Here is a 17,105-nt window from a genome sequence, read left to right on the forward strand (position 1 = left end):
CCTATTCCCTATTCCCTATTCCCTATTCCCTATTCCCTATTCCCTATTCCCTATAATATTTTGATTAAAATCATAAAAGTTGATTATGGAATTCGATCATATTCATTTCTACGTTGAAAATGCTATTGAGTCGCGAGACTGGTTTAGAGAAAAATTAGGTTTTAAAGCTATTGCTTCTCAAACCAGTCAACACACCCAGAAGGAAATTATCAACAGAGGTCAAGTATATTTTGCTTTATCTTCTGCCATTACACCAGCAAGTCCTGTTGCTAATTTTCTCAGTTTACATCCTCCAGGAGTAGCTGATGTAGCTTTTCGGGTTCGAGATATTAATTCAGTTGTGACGAAAGCAGCAGTTAACGGTGCAGAAATTTTGCAACCTATTCAGCAAAATTTACAGGGTTTGAAGTGGGCAAAAATTTCTGGATGGGGAGACTTGACTCATACTTTGATTGAAAAAATTGATGATGCACAAATTTTGAATTCTAATTCTCAACTTTCTAGGGATCTTGTGGCGATCGACCATGTAGTTTTGAATGTAGCTGAGGATAATTTAGAATCTGCTTTTAATTGGTATCATCAAATCTTAGATTTTAAACCTCATCAAAATTTTGATATTCAGACAAATAAATCTGGTTTGCGCAGTCTGGTGATGACACACCCACAGGGAGGAGTAAAATTTCCTATTAATGAACCCACATCTGCTAATTCTCAAGTTCAAGAATTTTTGGATGCTAACCGTGGTGCGGGGATACAACATATTGCTTTACGCACAGAAAATATTTTGGGGGTTGTGGGAGAGTTGCGATCGCTTGGTTTACCTTTTTTGCAAGTTCCAGCAACATATTATTCTAGTCTGCAAACAAAAGCATTAAGTTATCTATCGGAAACTGACTGGGAAAAAGTTCAAGATTGTCAAATTTTAGTAGACTGGAAAGAAAAGATACCAGGGGCAATGTTACTACAAATTTTTACCCAACCAATATTTAACCAACCAACAGTATTTTTTGAGTTTATTGAACGTAAAGTTGTTTGGGTAAATGGTAAACAAATGGAGACTCCTGGTTTTGGTCAAGGTAATTTTCAAGCTTTATTTGAAGCTATTGAAAGAGAACAAATGAAGCGAGGTAGTTTGGGGAAAAATTAAAAAATTTACAGCGGTTTTCCTGCACGGTAGACCACAGTAGTGGGGTGTCTAGACTAAAATTGTTGTTTAGGAGCGAGCAACCTAGAAAACCTCTCCCCCAACCCCTCTCCTGCAAGGAGAGGGGAGATACTCCCCCTTCCCTTGTCGGGAAGGGGGTAGGGGGGTTAGGTTTTTTTAACCCACATTTTCAAGCTTGACACGGCAAGACCGACACAGCGAAAATGGTGCGTTACGACGGATTCCTAAATACCTTTCACAGCTTAAATTATAGCCGTCTAACGCACTTTAATAGACTACTCCCTATTCCCTTCTTCAATTTGAAGATGGTTGATTATCCTCATCTGGAAAACGAATAATATCGTCTTCCCCAAGATATTCGCCATTTTGAATTTCAATCATTACTAAAGGAATTGTACCAGGATTTTCTACACGATGAGCTGTATTTGCCGGAACATAAGTTGATTGTTTTTGCAAGAGTAATTGTTCCTCACCATCAAACACAACTTTAGCAGTACCAGAAACCACTATCCAATGTTCACTACGATGATAGTGCATCTGGGTACTAATATGATTTTTTGGTTTTACCTCTATACGATTAATTTTGTAACGAGGACCTTGTTCCAGAATTGTGACTTTACCCCAAGGTGGTGTTCTTGTAATATTTTCCTTTTCGTTATTAGGTTCTGAATCTAAGACAGGGGTTGAAGGCTGTTGATTATTTTCTGCTTCACTCATAATATTTTCTGGATTAAATTCAAGAATAATCTACTTTTACATTCTACCAAAGCTGATGTCAAATTTATCCTTTCTATTATACCTATTATACCAATTTTATAAATGTTTGCTACAAATATTCAGGGAATTTTTGTTTGAGTCAACCCACCCCCAACCTCTCCCAGGAGGGGAAGTCAGTCGGACTGAGTCAGAATAAATAGTTTTGATACCATTTCTTAGTTCATAACTTATCTTATTAGTCAAAAGGACATCTCCTAGAAAATATGCACGATCGCCCTTATTATTCGTAACATTCTTTTTTCATGCATGGTATTAGTTACAATTTTCCGAGAGTGTTTATCGACAAAATATTAAGACTTAAACATGGCGATGAATGTAAATTCATCGCTCATAGGAAAAGTCGTCACTATCCAGAGAATTAGCTATATTTTAGTCAATATTTCAGGACTATTTTCTGATAGTTGTGTATTTTTACTTCCGTTTATTTGGGTGTAATATAGCACTACGCAAATAGGGCGCGGACATTTCTAAATCCTGAAACCTTTTGATAGTCAACTGTTCCCAGTTAAGTGTTCCCTATTCCCGATTCAAGTAGCGCTATACCAGTTTGATAAATGTTTGCGACGAATCTCTATTACCTGTTCCCTATTCCCGATAACTAGAGTTTTGTCACATTCTTTTTTTACCCTTGGTATAACTTAGTTTTGAATCTTAGTAGTATAGAATAGAGAATTAGAGATTATTAGTAAGCATTCAGCCGTCAGCTAGCCTCCTGGGTCAGAACTTCGTTAATAGTTATGAGTTATTAGATATTATCAGACCGAAGTAGAAATTAGTCTCCAAGGAGAATCAAAACTTATGAAAAAAAAGTTGATCAACTAATTTTAGTAAGTTATTACGTTTAAAGTCTGAAGGCTGTTTGGGGAGCATTCCGGAACGGAAATGCTAATAGCTGAATGCTTACGATGATTATAGGTAATACTAGATTCTAAGTAGGTAGGTGAAAAAATTTACAAGTACGTCCGCAGCGACTGAAGCGGAGCGGAAGGAAGCAATATTAAGGGTTTCAACTGCTTTAACATTTTGTTACATAGTGATGTTTATTCGTGCCTACCTACTTAGACAACAGCTAAAAACCCTTTTATTTCCTACTCCCTACTCCCTACTCCCTACTCCCTATCTTAGATAAACACCAAAATAGTGATTATGAACAAAATCTTCAGCATCGTTGGCCAATAACATGCCTTCAAAATAAAGTTATCTTTATACTGAAAAAGAGGAAAATTTGGCTTCAAACTCCAGAGGATAAAGTTAACAGATACCAAGAAAATATATAAATAAACAATAAAGTAAAAATACTCTAAATAAACTATTCCTCTAGTAATTATTTGTTGTCTAACTGTCACCTGATCCAGGATAACAATAAATACAAAACCTGCACAAGCTCCCAAAACTTCCATGGGTTGTTCTTGATTAGAAACTAAGAGTACAGCAAATAAGAGAGTTAAAACTACAATCATTGGTCCAACTTTAGAAATAAACAAACCCAAGAAATCTCTTTGTAGAATGATGGTAAATGCAAGTTCCGGAAAATTAGTTTTTGGTACAGTATCAATCAAACCAAAATTAGTATTGTATGTCTGAAATATGTACTCGAAAAAACTATCCCTGAGATACCATTCTCCCAATACAATTGCTTTGTCTACCCCTGGAGCAGTTCGTGGATTAATTACAGTATAACTCTGAAAGTCAGGGGCAAGAATTACCCGACGATTTAACTCTCCATTGTTAAAATCCTGATGCCAAATCCGAATTTTTAAATCTTTATCATCAAAAGGATAATAGCCAAAATCAAAACTCATACGGAGGGTATAAGCAAAATACCAACCGATAATTTCTAGACCATCTTTTTTATATCGATAATCTTCTCTTAGTTCATAATCACTATCTTCAATAGCATCAGCAAGTATAATGCCACGAGATAAATCATCATGTACCCCATCTTTGTATTTTTGCCATATATAACCCGTAACAAAAACATCTTTGGGACTGGTAAAATCAAATGATTGAATGAAAACTCCTGTGGGAACAATTAGAGGAGGTTCTTGATTTAATTCTTTACTTAACTGTATTTGAGGAGCTAATAATTGTCTAACACCAGTATCACTAAGCAAAAGGTTTCGAGTTGCTGTATAAGTTCTTGCTTTCAATACTAAACTCCAAACAAAACCAATATTTATTACAAACAATACACTAATAATAAATGATACTAATGAAATTCGTTTTACTCCTCCCAGATAAGCTTTAAATAATAGAATTGAGAGAAAAACAGCAGACCAAAGGTAGGCAATACTAAGAGTAGTTAATTTCCGTCTTGTGACGTCTGAATCTGGGATAATTTCATCTTCAATAAATACTATTCCTACTACCCATCCATTCAGATTAGTTTTCCGCATAAATAACCAAGAATTTTGACCTGTTACTGTATCGGTTAAATTTGCTTCTACTGGTATACCTTTTAGTGCTTTAACAATCAATTCTCTGAATTTTTCATCCTGCTGTTGATAGGTAATGTCAAAGATATTTGCTTGAGCTTTAAAATATTCTTCATTAGGGTGATAAAGGTAAGTTCCTGTTTCAGAAATAATAAATCCGTAGCCAGTTTTACCCAAGTTTAGAGACCGCACTATCTCTAGGATTTTACTTAATGAATATTCGCTATATACGATACCTCGTGGAGATTTATCTTGAGTATTTGGGTTATAAAAGGGAGTAAAAAATCCAACGACTGGATCGGGGATCAGAGAGGTGTCACTCCAAAAATAAGGTTCACCCCAATTTGCTCCTTTGTTTAGGGTATTACTATACCAACTATATTTAGGTTTCGTATAGTTAACTTTAGTTTCATTTAGCTTGATTTGGTTATCTATTCTTGCATAATATGGTGCATAAAGTTTGACATCCGATCTATAAGCAAAAGGTTTATAGGCAACACCAACATCTAAAAAATCAGTATTTTCTTCAATTTCTAATTGAAGTCGTTCCAATAATTCCTCATCGCTTAATTTGCCAGAACTCAGGTCATTAGCTACAGAAATAGCTGATTTTTGGGCAAAATATAGTCGCCGATCGATCTCTAGAGCAACTCTAGATGTTGCCCGTTGAGCTTGCTGTTTAGCATTATCAAATATCTCTTTTTGTTCGAGTCTATATAATAATGACCCTAATATTGCAAATGTCAAACTAATTCCACCCAGGATTAAGGATGTGTAAAATACTATTATTTGTGGTTTACTCGCATTATTAATAGTTAATGTTTTATGTAAGAAAAGGTAGATTTTAGTTTTGATTTTTTGATATTTTTTCTGTTCTTTCATCGGGCGAGCTTCGATTTTTTTGTTGATTTTCATAATCTTTATTTTCCTATATAATTAATTTTTGTTTTTGGAAACAATATCAGAGAATTTTGACGATTTTTAGCTTGGTTAATTAGTGTTTATAAAGCAGCGATCGCCTCGGCTATCCCCATCATATTTCTGTGAATAACTATTTCTCCTATCTAAATATATGAGTTCTAGGTAATTTGAGATTTTACCAACAAATATAGGGAGATAAATATAGATTTTCCCCAATTTTAATTGTCTGCTTTGATAACAAGCAAAATTTGATGATCTTGAGAATTGAAGGCTCAAATAAGACTTTAACTCAAGTATAGCAATGTGCGCTGGCATCTTTACACATTATTTTTTGTAGACCTTTTCGCTTACTGCACTTTGAACTCGAAGTTGTAAATATCTGAGCGCTCATTGCTATATTATTAGATTATTGGTTTTCTGCCTAACATTTATCATGTTGTACTATTAAGCTATCAATAGTTATAACAGCAAGTCCATTTATATATACAAGAGTATCTATCTATACAAGAAGAAATAGGAATATCTTTGTCCAGGATTACTCACAAACCAAAATCCTAATTTTTTGACCAAAAAATTGTGGTCTAAAGCCTCCCCTTTTAAGGGGATAAAAAGCGGTCGTTTGCGGAGCATTCCGTCAGGATGGGATGGCGAGGTTTCCCGCTCTTAACAGAGCCGCGTTTCATGTCGCGAAGCGAAACGCTTTTCATGTCGGCGACAGCCGAAACGCCATATCCAATCGACCAAGAGAAAAGAGAATATTCCTGGTGTCAACCGTTCTTAGAAACCTATGATTATCTATATAAATCTATGGTTTTCTATAAAGAATCTGTTCTATTCTTGTTTCAACCTGGCAACGTCGGCGTTATCCAGTCCACAAGCTGTCACGGACGAACTGCCCGCCATGGCTAAATTCAAGGCTGCATTTAAGTCTCTATCGCAAATGAAATCACAATGTTCGCAATTGAAAACGCGCTCTGACAACAACAGAGACTCTTTAACAACTCCACACCTACTGCAAGTCTTAGAACTAGGAAACCATCTATCCATAACAACTAGCTCGGAACCATATAACTCACATTTGTACTCTAACTGTCTGCGAAACTCATAAAAACCCATATCAGCAACTGCCTTAGCTAGCTTGTGATTTGACATCATTCCTGATACATTTAAGTCTTCTATGACTATTTGGCTGTGGTTTTTAGCCAGATAAGTAGTCAGCTTATGCAATGTGTCTTTTCTGATATTGGCTATCTTGTTGTGTAACTGAGCTATTTTGAGTTGCGCTTTTTTCCAGTTGTTAGATAACTTAGTTTTATGCCTGTTGAGGTATTGCTCTCGTGAGAGTTTAGCTTCTAACCTTCTGTAAGATTTAGCTCCTTTCCTTCGGAATGCTTCGCAAACAAAAACTTCACCAGTGGATAAAGTAGCTAGAGATTTTATACCTAAATCAACACCAACTACATCTACTGATTTGTCTGTAATTTGAGTTTCTCTCTCTATCTTGAAACTCACAAACCATCTGTCAGCTTTCCTGCTAATAGTTACAGATTTAGGAGTAACATTGTCTGGCAAGATTTCAAAAGTTTTTATCCATCCAATTCTCGGTAATTTTATGCGATTAAAGTCTACCGATATTGAACCATCTAAAGTGAAACTATCGTCTTTACCTTTTTTCTTAAATTTAGGTATTCCCGACACTTTGGTAAAGCAGCGTTTCCAAGCATTGGATAAATATATCAAAGCATATTGAGGTGCACATTTAGATACTTCATAGTACCAATAGTTATTCGGTTTCACCATTGCTACTAAAAGTTTATACAGGTCAATTGCAGTAGGAAATTTAAGTTTACCATCAGGATTATTTGAGTTATGATTAAGGATGTTTTTAGTTAACCACAAGCCCCAATTGTAAGCATGACGCGCTACACCCGCGTGTTTAGCCAGCAAGGTTTTTTGCTGGTTTGTGGGGTGTAGTTCAGTTTTGAATCCAAGTAGCATAAACAGATAATCACATATTCTCATAGATAATACCAGATTTTAGCCAACAGTTACAAGCCCTCCTTATTGCAGAAGTACTGATAACTGATAAGTTCCTATGCAAAATTAATTACACATCTTATAGACTTCCTGTTCCCTGTTCCCTGTTCCCTGTTCCCTCTCTCAACTAGGAAATTTATTTTGCAGAACTACTTAACTGATAACTGAAATGACCTCTCATTCCCCATTGATAATCCTGGTATAAATCATTTATCCTCATTTAGCAAAACTATTTCAGTTATTAATCTAAACTCTCTCGATTTACAGGCAAATTTTGAAAACCAGGCCAAATAATACAAGTAATTATCAAGTATAAATATCAGGCTATGGCAAGGATATTGAAATTATAGTTGGTGACTATGAGTTTTAGATTAAGAAACAATTATATAATTTTCTACTAGCTAGACAAATAACTGTGGGAAAATAACAAAAAAACTGAAACTTTACTTCAAAGTCTAACAATTTTAAGAAAAACTTAATTTTCTTAGCACTTTGTATAAAAAGATTATTGGTAAAGTATAAAAGCACAATATAAACCATATATAGTCAAAAGGTATAACTTTTTGTTCCGGAAGGTTGGCTTATACTTTGCATCAAACTATCCCTCAGTTGGCTAGAGTAGAAAGTATTTTATCCTGAGAAACAATATCTAAATTGAAATTTGATCGAGGAACAAAGAATGGAATTCTTAGAAACATTTTGGAAAAGTCTTGAAGGAATTAGTATTGCTGGTATACCCGCATATAAATTATTAATTGCATTTGGCGTGCTGCTGTTAACAGCAATACTACAGGGAATTATTGCTGAAATAATCATTAAGCGGATCGAAGCTCTTGTTGCCAACACTGAATCTGACTTAGACGATCAATTAATTGCTATTATCAAAAAGCCCCTATCATGGTTAATTTTGGTAGTTGGACTATGGATAATAAAGATTATTTTAATAGAATATTTGAGTTCTCAGTTACAAGAAATAATCACTGATATTTTTGGTTTAGCTTTTATTACTCTCGGTGCCTATATGATTTACAATGCAGCTCCTTTACTGGGTAATTTACTACAGTACCTAACTATGCATACTCAAACAGACCTTGATGATTTGCTTGTTCCTTATTTCCCAAGACTATTTCGGATCGCAGCAATTGTTGTGGTATCTATTAAAGCAGCAGAAGTATTTTTAGGAACATCTGCAGGAGCTCTTATTGGTTTGCTTGGTGGTGCAGGTGTTGCTCTAGGTTTGTTGTTCAAAGATATTATCTATGACTGGTGTTGTGCTGTAATTATCTATACTGATAGATTGTACAAACCTAAAGACTGGGTAGTAGTTTCAGGATTAAGTGGTTTTTTCCAGGTAGTAGAAATAGGTTTAAGAACTACAAAATTATATTCATGGGACTGGGGTTCCATTATTAAAATGCCTAATTCTAGAATGGTGAGTGGTATTGTAGATAACTGGTCTCAAAACATAGCTGATAATGAAGAATGGGGATTGACAGAAACTTTAAAAATTGATGGTATTACAGCAGATCAAGTAGAGATAATTATAGCGGGAATTGACACAATATTTAAAAGTATTGATGGTTTTTATTCCAATTATTGTATAATTTTCAACGGTATTGAAGGTAATTCTCGTGTGATTAAATACATTTCATATATCACTCCTGCTCGTTACTTTTCTGCTGCTCGTGAATTTCACTTGAGTGTAATGAGATTAATGGAGAAAGAAGGTATTCTTGCTCAGAATGTCTATATCATTACTGACCAAGAAACATATTCAAAAAACATGAAAATGGCAAGTAAGAATTAAGAACTAAAAAGTAAGGTCTAAAGTGTTCCCTTTTAAGGGGATAAAAAAATATTTGGTTCATTATTTCAATCCCGATGGTGAGCATCAGAGGTACTGATAACTGATAACTGAAGAAATCCCGAAGCACTTTTCAAACATTTTTAGAAGCAACATAGGTAGTTAATTACCTGTGTTGCTTTTTACCGAATAATTAATAATTATTAATGAAATAATTCACTTTTAAAGCCTCCCCTTACCAATGGATAATGGATAAATGAATTGTTCTTCAGTGTATAAATTTTACTGAAAAATTACCTATTCTCTTAAAAATACATATATATAGCTAAGAAAGAATTGCTTAGGACATAGACTGATGATTAATCTTAGACCAGGAAATGTTTTTTAAACTGTTCCCTATCCCCTATTCCCTACTATAGTATAATCATTAATGACAAATAAAATTATAGTTATCTAACATAGTCAGATATATATAAACACTTCGGTGTAAAGTTATATTAGCTTGAAGAAAAAAATCTATGTCTGCTCAAAGTAAGTTTTCGTGGCAAGAACAGTTTCAGTATAAATTTGACAACTTTATGTCAAGGGGTGGGTTCTCGGTATTTCTGGCATTAGTGTCAGCATTTTTTGGGACTTTCCTATTAATGACAGGTATACGTTACCTTTCTGAGTGGATTTTCCCAAATCAAGATTTAGAAAGTGATTTGCTTTGGGATGTATTTGTACAACTCATAGGTCTCAGAGACACGGGAGACGAGGCAAATTTTGCCACTAAAACTGTCGGGGATTTAACTATTTTTCTAGGTTTAGTACTTTTTTCTAGTTTAGTAGCTTTTATTACTCAAGAATTTGAATCACGACTGACTTTGCTGAAAAAAGGTAAAAGTTTAGTAGTAGAAAAAAACCATACTTTAATCTTAGGTTTTAATGACAGAATTGTAGATATTATTACCGAGCTAGTAATAGCAAATGAATCCGAATCTGATGCAGCAATTGTCATCCTATCAGAAAAAGATAAGGAATATATGGCGGCAAATTCTTTCTTGGTTATATCAATTATCAGCTTTCAGCTATTAGTTTTCAGTTACAGCAAGAATTTAACTTCTGTTTGTCGCAAATCCGACAACTCCCCCCTATCTAACTTTTAACTTTTAATTTTTCACTTTTAACTTTTGAATTTTGACTTCTTTTAGCTATCCTCCGACACCAGAAATATTATATTGGTTGGTATTAGGACGATTGGGAGATATATTTAATCGCTGAATTAGATTGTGGGTATTATTAAAATATTTTTACAGAGAAAGAAATAATTTAGCTGCAAAATTACCAAAAAATTTTAATTACATCGACTTCCGCGAAGAATTTTTTTCACCATAACATCCATATTGATTACAACTAAACAATCAAAAGAATAAAATTAATATTATTGATTATAATATGAGTTAAATGTAAATTTTTATAAACTAAAGGCCAAATATGCAAAATCTGAGTTTAGAACAAATATCAGCTCAACTAGATAGCGAAAATTCCCGCGATCGCCTCCTCGCTCTTGCCCATTTACGGGAAGTATCTGCGACTCAAGCGGTTCCTCTAATCAAAAAAGTATTGTATGACCCCAACTTACCAGTACGCTCTATGGCAGTATTTGCTCTGGGAGTCAAACAGACAGAAGAGTGCTATCCAATTTTAGTAGAATTATTAGAAAAAGATGCAGATTATGGTGTCCGTGCTGATGCAGCAGGAGCTTTAGGTTATTTAGAGGATATTAGAGCATTTGAACCTCTCGCGCGAGCATTTTATGAAGATACCAGTTGGTTAGTACGGTTTAGTGCAGCAGTTGCTCTGGGAAACTTAAAAGATAAACGTGCACATGATTTATTGCTAGAAGCGTTAGATAGTCAGGAGTTGGTAATACAACAAGCAGCGATCGCCGCTTTAGGAGAAATTGGAGACTTAGAAGCAGTAGATCATATTCTGAAGTTTACTCTTTCGGAAGATTGGTTGATTCGTCAAAGGTTAGCAGAAGCGTTAGGAAATATGTCTACTCCCAAGAGTATATCTGCTTTGAAATACTTAGAAAAAGACACTCATCCTCAAGTATCTCAAGCAGCAAGCATTTCTCTACAACGTTTATTAGGGTTTGCTGAGTAAGTCTTATGGGTAAGGGTAGGAGTCAGGAATCAGGAGGGAGAAAGAAGGTATTAGGAGGAGAAATTTTTTTGATCGCCAATTAAGCGGACATGATATTATTCCTTATTTTCTGTTCCCTGTTCCCTACTCCCTGTTCCCTACTCCCTACTCCCTGTTTCTTACTCCCTACTCCCTACTCCCTGTTCTCTATTCCCTATTGCCTATTTAAAAAAGATAAAGGATTACTTTTATTCTCAGCAAAACCCAAAATGCCGCGATCGCAATATTTATACAGCAAATTCCCCTGGTTATCAAATAGAAAAGTTGCACCTCTTTGGGTTAAATAAGCAGCATTAGGCACATAGGTTGACCAGTTACTCAGAACTTCGGTCATATTTCTTAACCTCAGTGTCGCTAGTTCAAAAGGACGTTGAAAACCTTTTCCACCTGCCAGATTAAAAAATGAACCCTTTAGGGGTGGTAGAGGTTTAGCATGAATTACTTGATCATCATCAATCAATTGAGGTGCTTTTTTATCCCCTAGATAACCTCTAAACACTTCCGATAAAGTACCTGGACTACCAATACCCGCACACATTAACATTAAATTTAAGAAAGCACTTTGACCTGTAGTTAATAACGGGAACTTAAAAGTTAATCCCTGATATAATTCTAATTCTTGATGTAATTTAGCATCTGGGTCAACAAATAGTGATTCAGTTGGAAACCCAGTATATTCACAAAATTTCTCACCAGAAGCACTATTACCAATACCGATCGCTCGTATTGTCACTCCCAATGCTTGCAATTTTGCTGATTCTCGTTGTAACCACCAAGCATATTCTAGGTTATCGAAATCGCCCAATTGTGACCAGATTAAGACTAACAGACGATTTACATCCGCACAACCACTGAGGATAGGTACAATTTGCCCATCACTAATTCTTAGACGTTGACTTTGCTTTAGGAGCTGATAGATATTCATAGAATTTATTCGGTAAAACAGTTATAATAGGGCTGCTTAGTTAGGCTTTAGGCCATTAACTTAAAGATGTGTCTTTGGGCTAAAGCCCAACTACAAACAAAAATTTTATTATAAGTAATTATCCAAATATCGAATTTTACACTAACTTACTACTAATAAAAGATTGGTGGTGGTACTCGCGTAATGGTAGAGAGAGTGTGGGAAGTGTGGGAGGGGTTAGGGGTGGGTTCCAGACTTCCCCACTCACTCGAGTATAGCATTCTTTTTGAGAAATGGTATTAGGTATATTACTTTATCAGCAGTGATTTATTGGTTAAGCGATCGCTTAAGCTACACTAAACTACCATCAGCAAAAATTATCAAAAAATCAATTCCAAATCAAATTAACATTATATTGGTCAAAAATAGAATCTCGACTCAATATAGGTATTTTTTCTATAATATAGCGCTACTTGAATCGGGAAGAGGGAACACTTAACTGGGAACAGGAGACTATCAAAGGATTTGAGGATTTATAAATGTCCTAACCTTAATGGGTAGCGCTATAGTTAGCAGCTCTTAACAATCCATCAAAAGGGTCGTTATGGTGAAAAGGTAAGTTACTAATATCGTTTCACGGAAGTCAAAAGTCTAATGACTTAAATTAGATCCCGCTCCACTCTCTTAATATTGGCAAAACAAAAGTAATAGGCGCTCTTTCTTCCACTTTTACTCGTGCTGTTATTGTGGTACCAGCAGTTAATTTTTGTTGGGGTCCTTTACTTGAAGACCATTGATAACCACTAAAGGTATTATCATCTTTTTTTAGTTGAGCATAAGCTTCAATTTGCCCGCCACTTTCCCCAATAACATTTTCTACAATTTCTGGATTTCCTACTACAAAACTTGCACCTTGTTTAGTGACAGGAAAATTAGAAATAGAAGTAATATTGCCAATAATTCCTCCAAATCTTTCGCGTTTAACAGTATCAGGAGTAATATTAATTTCCAGATCTGATTTAATCCGCTTGCCATCTTGAACAGGGAAATAACTAACTGCTACCAATTCAGATTTAGACTTTCCTTGAACATTAATTTTACCTAGAGAAGTACCAGGATTTACATATTGTCCGACAGTGCTTTTAATTTCCAAAATACATCCATCTACTGGACTAATAATTTTACTATTATCAGCTACCTCTTTTTCTAACTTAGCAATTTCTCGGTTAACTTCTTCTATTTGATTTTTCCTGATATTAGCTGCTTCTAAATTTTCTTGTTCCAAACGTTTTCTCTGGGTATCTAAATCCTGTAAATCTACTTTTAACTGTGCAATTGTATTCTGGTTTTCCAGATATTTTTCCATAGCTTCCGTTTCTTGCAATTTAACTTCCTGTAACTTCACTTTTATCTCATTAATTTGATTGAGATTATCCAGAAATTGTTTAGAAGTTTCAGTCGTTTGTGAATCTAATGCCTGTAGTTCAGTTTCAATTTCTCTAATAGTATTGATATTATCTAAATATCTCTGGTTAGTTTCTACTTCCTCTACTTCTAAATCTTTGATTCTATCCTCAATTTCGCTAATATTACTGAAATTTTCTAAATATTTTTCTGTAGTCTCTGTTTCCTGTACTTCTACTTGTTTTAATTCAGCTTGAATTTGAGCAATAGACTGTAAATTTTGCCGAAATTCTTGTTCTGTTTGTAATAAATTATCTTGAGAAATAGCACCTTCTGCAAATAATTCCTGACGTTGTGTTAGTCTCTGTTGAAAAACAGGAACTAACTCTTTGGCATCTTTCAAACGTTGCTGTAAACTTTCTCGTTGTTGTTGCAATGCCAATTCATTTTTATCTCGCAGAAGTGGAGTTAAACTTTTTGCATTTTGTAACCTTTGCTGGAGGGTGATTTTTTGTTCAGCGATCGCCTGTAATTTTTTATCCTTTAATTCAGGAGTTAATTTTTTAGCATCTCGCAAACGTTTTTCTAAACTTGTTCGTTGTTTGTTAATTTCCTGTAATTTTTCCTCTTTTAAGATCGGAGTAACAGCTTGCATATCTTGTAAACGTTGCTCCAAAGTCTGACGTTGTTCCCTGAGTGCTTTTAAAGTATTATTTTGTAGAGTAGGTGTCAGATTTTGAGTGTCTTGCAAGCGTTGTCTTAAACTTTCAGCTTTACTTGTCAAACCATCTATTTCTAATTGAGTGCGTTGACTTTCTAACTTTTGAGTATCTACTGCTTGAGTTTGCAGAAGAATTAGCTTTTGCTGTTGTAACTCTAACTGTTTTTTGAGCTGAGATGGATCGATAGTTGCCAGTACGTCATCTTTTTTAACACACTCTCCATCCCTAATTTTTAGAGACTCTAAATTACCTTGAATTGCTGATTGAAATTCTACTACTTGTCGGGGGCGAATTAATACTCCTTTTCCAGTTACGGTAATAGGTATTTTGCCAAAAATACTCCATAAAATACCAACTAATACTAGCCCACCCAATATGGCAAAGGATAGCCAGTCTTTGATAGTAACTACTTGTATTAATTGGTCGAACTCTTCTGGGGAAGATATCTGTTCCCATGACTCTTGAGAAAAGATACGGCGTTTTGGGGAGTCAGTTTTTGGCAGTTGAGTAGTCATTTTTTTCAATTTATCCTCATAGTGAAAACTTCCGAATGTTGTAATTATGTAATGATTATTGTCAAGAAATTTCTAATTAATTAGGTTGGGTTTAATTATCCGTAAAATGGCAACGAATATTCAAAACAGTGAAAACCTTTTAAAAAGTGCTTTCTGGCTTCATTTCCTGATTTTTCATTTTAACGTTTTTTAGGTAGTTCTGCATAGTAATGGTGAGGATATATATTTTTTAATTTCTCCCACACTCCCCATCTCCCATCTCCCATCTCCCCATTTCCCCATCTCCCCACATTCCTGGTGCTTCCTTTACCATTACTATGCACCACCACCGTTTTTTATTTATGCCTAGCTACTTATTTGGAAATGGCAGTATCAGATTATTAAAGCCAAATTTTAGAAGGGCTAACAAATAAATTTTTGCCCAGTATCCTACCTATTTTATAGATATATTGGCTACAACCCCCATTCCTCAAATTGTTAAAAAATAATAAAAAAATTACAAAATCCCCGAGAAAAAACTAAAAGTAAGGAAAGCATATATGTTTTAAGCGTAGTCCAAGAAAGGAAATCAAAAAAGTCAAAAAACTATCATACTCGGCTCAAGAAAAGCCAAATCAAATTTGTGCTGATTGTTTATTAATTACTCAACAAGAAAATCCAGAGCAAATATGCTCACGGGGTGACAAGCTAGTTGAAAGCTATATATAGAAAGGGATTTGCGTTCAGAAACTGAATAATACTTCAATTAAAAGAAAATCCTTATTGAGAATGAACGGGGTGTAGTGCGTTTCGCTCCGCGACATGAAACGCAAAGCGAACACACTACACCCCCCACTTTGAGTTGATTATTTATTCATTTTAAAAGTTTTGGAAATAGTTAAAAATATGATAAAAAAGGGTTAGTAATTACAAATAAAAATCAATAAAAGGTGAATATATTAGGCTTTTATCAAGACTATCCACACGCAAAAATTGAGTCCATCTCAAGTAGTAACATTACAAATCTTATTATACTTAATATCAGTATATAAAACTGTACAGATATCTAAATTAACGAACTTATTTCCCCTGCCAATCCAATCAGAAAGTAAACGGAAACATATACAAAGATTTTTAACCATCAAAGAATTAAGCTTGCCTTTATTCTGGTTTTCTTTGGTCAGAATAATGGTAGAAAAATTATTCGACTTTCCCTCAGAATTAGTATTAATTATAGATAGAACCCAGTGGCAAGATACTAATATATTAATGATTAGTTTAGCTTGGAAAAAGAGAGCTTTACCTATAAATTGGAAGATTTTAACTCATAAAGGAGCTAGTAATTTAGCCGAGCAAAAAGCAGTAATTCGTCCAGTTCTAAAATTATTAAAAGGCCAGAAAATTATTCTGACAGCAGATAGAGAGTTCCACAGTATTTTTCTATCTCACTGGTTGAAAAAATATCAGAAGCCAGATGTATCTTTTGTTTTGAGACAAAAAAAATCGACGATGATTAAACGAGGTAAAAAATATTCTAAAATCTCTGAATTAAAAGTAAATGTCGGTGAAACTAAACTGTTATTGAATCAAAAAATCACCAAAAGGAAATAGGGAACATATAATTTACTCGTGTATAAAAAACAGAAATATCGTCAAAAATCTGTTGTAGAGAAATGGTATCTGATCACCAATTTATCATCTGCTGGAAAGATTAAAAAAATATATAGCCAGAGAATGGGAATTGAAGCAATGTTTAAAGACTATAAAACTGGTGGTTACAATCTAGAATCAGCGAAGGCCAATGAAACGAGATTGAATAATTTAATTTTATTAATAGCTATTTCATACACACTTAGTTCATTTCAAGGACAAAAAATAAAAAATAAAGGGGTTCAAAAATACATATCAAGAACTAATGAAAAAGCGGTCGAGGGATGGCGAGGTCTCCTCGCCATATCCAATCGACCAAGACAAGTAGAAAAGAAAGAAGGCACAGTAGTTTTTTTGTGGGATTATCTATGATTTATTGGGCAATAAATGATAATTTTATCTGGGAATTAGTAGAAAATTTAATGAGCCTTAACCCCCATAAATTACTATATTATCGAAGGGGACTAAAAGCGATGAATACAGGTGGTTAATTAGACTGTAATTTTTGATTAACAATCAATTAATAAAGGTGAGTTTTTTCATAATATTATTCTCTAGTGTTACTTGAATAATGATTCAACCTAGTTAGGAGGTGTAGTGCG

Annotated in this window: 12 protein-coding genes; 6 read left to right on the top strand and 6 right to left on the bottom strand. The window is 34.5% G+C overall.

The window, feature by feature from the left end:
• The first annotated feature begins 85 nt into the window (after positions 1-85).
• Entirely contained in the window at positions 86-1,147 is a 1,062-nt protein-coding gene (gene hppD, locus ACP6PM_RS19225; protein ID WP_426587426.1) for a 4-hydroxyphenylpyruvate dioxygenase, read from the top strand.
• Between the two features lie 312 nt (positions 1,148-1,459).
• Here the strand turns inward: hppD and ACP6PM_RS19230 are convergent, their stop codons facing one another.
• The 3 genes from ACP6PM_RS19230 to ACP6PM_RS19240 form a co-directional block, all read right to left on the bottom strand.
• Positions 1,460-1,882: a phosphomannose isomerase type II C-terminal cupin domain gene (locus ACP6PM_RS19230; protein ID WP_426587428.1), complete on the bottom strand. Its 423-nt coding sequence runs from the start codon at positions 1,880-1,882 to the stop codon at positions 1,460-1,462.
• A 1,181-nt stretch (positions 1,883-3,063) separates the two neighbouring features.
• A complete protein-coding gene (locus ACP6PM_RS19235) occupies positions 3,064-5,292 on the bottom strand; it encodes a PDC sensor domain-containing protein (RefSeq protein WP_426587430.1) in 2,229 nt (742 codons plus the stop codon).
• 837 nt (positions 5,293-6,129) lie between these two features.
• Entirely contained in the window at positions 6,130-7,296 is a 1,167-nt protein-coding gene (locus tag ACP6PM_RS19240) for an RNA-guided endonuclease InsQ/TnpB family protein (RefSeq protein ID WP_426587432.1), read from the bottom strand.
• A gap of 718 nt (positions 7,297-8,014) precedes the next feature.
• Here ACP6PM_RS19240 and ACP6PM_RS19245 point away from each other — a divergent pair.
• The 3 genes from ACP6PM_RS19245 to ACP6PM_RS19255 all read left to right on the top strand — a co-directional run bounded on the left by ACP6PM_RS19245 (position 8,015) and on the right by ACP6PM_RS19255 (position 11,290).
• Entirely contained in the window at positions 8,015-9,142 is a 1,128-nt protein-coding gene (locus ACP6PM_RS19245; protein ID WP_426587434.1) for a mechanosensitive ion channel family protein, read from the top strand.
• A gap of 515 nt (positions 9,143-9,657) precedes the next feature.
• A complete protein-coding gene (locus tag ACP6PM_RS19250) occupies positions 9,658-10,287 on the top strand; it encodes a hypothetical protein (RefSeq protein ID WP_426587436.1) in 630 nt (209 codons plus the stop codon).
• A gap of 328 nt (positions 10,288-10,615) precedes the next feature.
• Positions 10,616-11,290, top strand: coding sequence for a HEAT repeat domain-containing protein (locus ACP6PM_RS19255; RefSeq protein WP_426587438.1), 675 nt, complete (start codon positions 10,616-10,618; stop codon positions 11,288-11,290).
• A gap of 193 nt (positions 11,291-11,483) precedes the next feature.
• On the opposite strand, the gene ACP6PM_RS19260 is transcribed toward ACP6PM_RS19255, so the two are convergent.
• The 3 genes from ACP6PM_RS19260 to ACP6PM_RS19270 all read right to left on the bottom strand — a co-directional run bounded on the left by ACP6PM_RS19260 (position 11,484) and on the right by ACP6PM_RS19270 (position 15,203).
• Complete coding sequence (locus ACP6PM_RS19260) at positions 11,484-12,254, bottom strand: peroxiredoxin-like family protein (protein WP_426587440.1); 771 nt, start codon at positions 12,252-12,254, stop codon at positions 11,484-11,486.
• A gap of 643 nt (positions 12,255-12,897) precedes the next feature.
• A complete protein-coding gene (locus ACP6PM_RS19265) occupies positions 12,898-14,874 on the bottom strand; it encodes an NHLP bacteriocin system secretion protein (protein ID WP_426587442.1) in 1,977 nt (658 codons plus the stop codon).
• Between the two features lie 179 nt (positions 14,875-15,053).
• Complete coding sequence (locus ACP6PM_RS19270; RefSeq protein ID WP_426587444.1) at positions 15,054-15,203, bottom strand: hypothetical protein; 150 nt, start codon at positions 15,201-15,203, stop codon at positions 15,054-15,056.
• Between the two features lie 838 nt (positions 15,204-16,041).
• Between ACP6PM_RS19270 and ACP6PM_RS19275 the strand changes: the two genes are divergently transcribed.
• Together ACP6PM_RS19275 and ACP6PM_RS19280 are read left to right on the top strand one after the other, a co-directional pair.
• A complete protein-coding gene (locus tag ACP6PM_RS19275) occupies positions 16,042-16,464 on the top strand; it encodes a hypothetical protein (RefSeq protein ID WP_426587446.1) in 423 nt (140 codons plus the stop codon).
• A gap of 18 nt (positions 16,465-16,482) precedes the next feature.
• Positions 16,483-16,875 (top strand): transposase, encoded by a 393-nt coding sequence (locus ACP6PM_RS19280; RefSeq protein WP_426587448.1) that lies wholly within the window; start codon positions 16,483-16,485, stop codon positions 16,873-16,875.
• Positions 16,876-17,105 lie beyond the last annotated feature (230 nt).

Origin of the sequence: Dapis brunnea BLCC-M229 (genome assembly GCF_050015995.1) — a bacterium.
Taxonomy (GTDB): Bacteria; Cyanobacteriota; Cyanobacteriia; order Cyanobacteriales; family Microcoleaceae; genus Trichodesmium.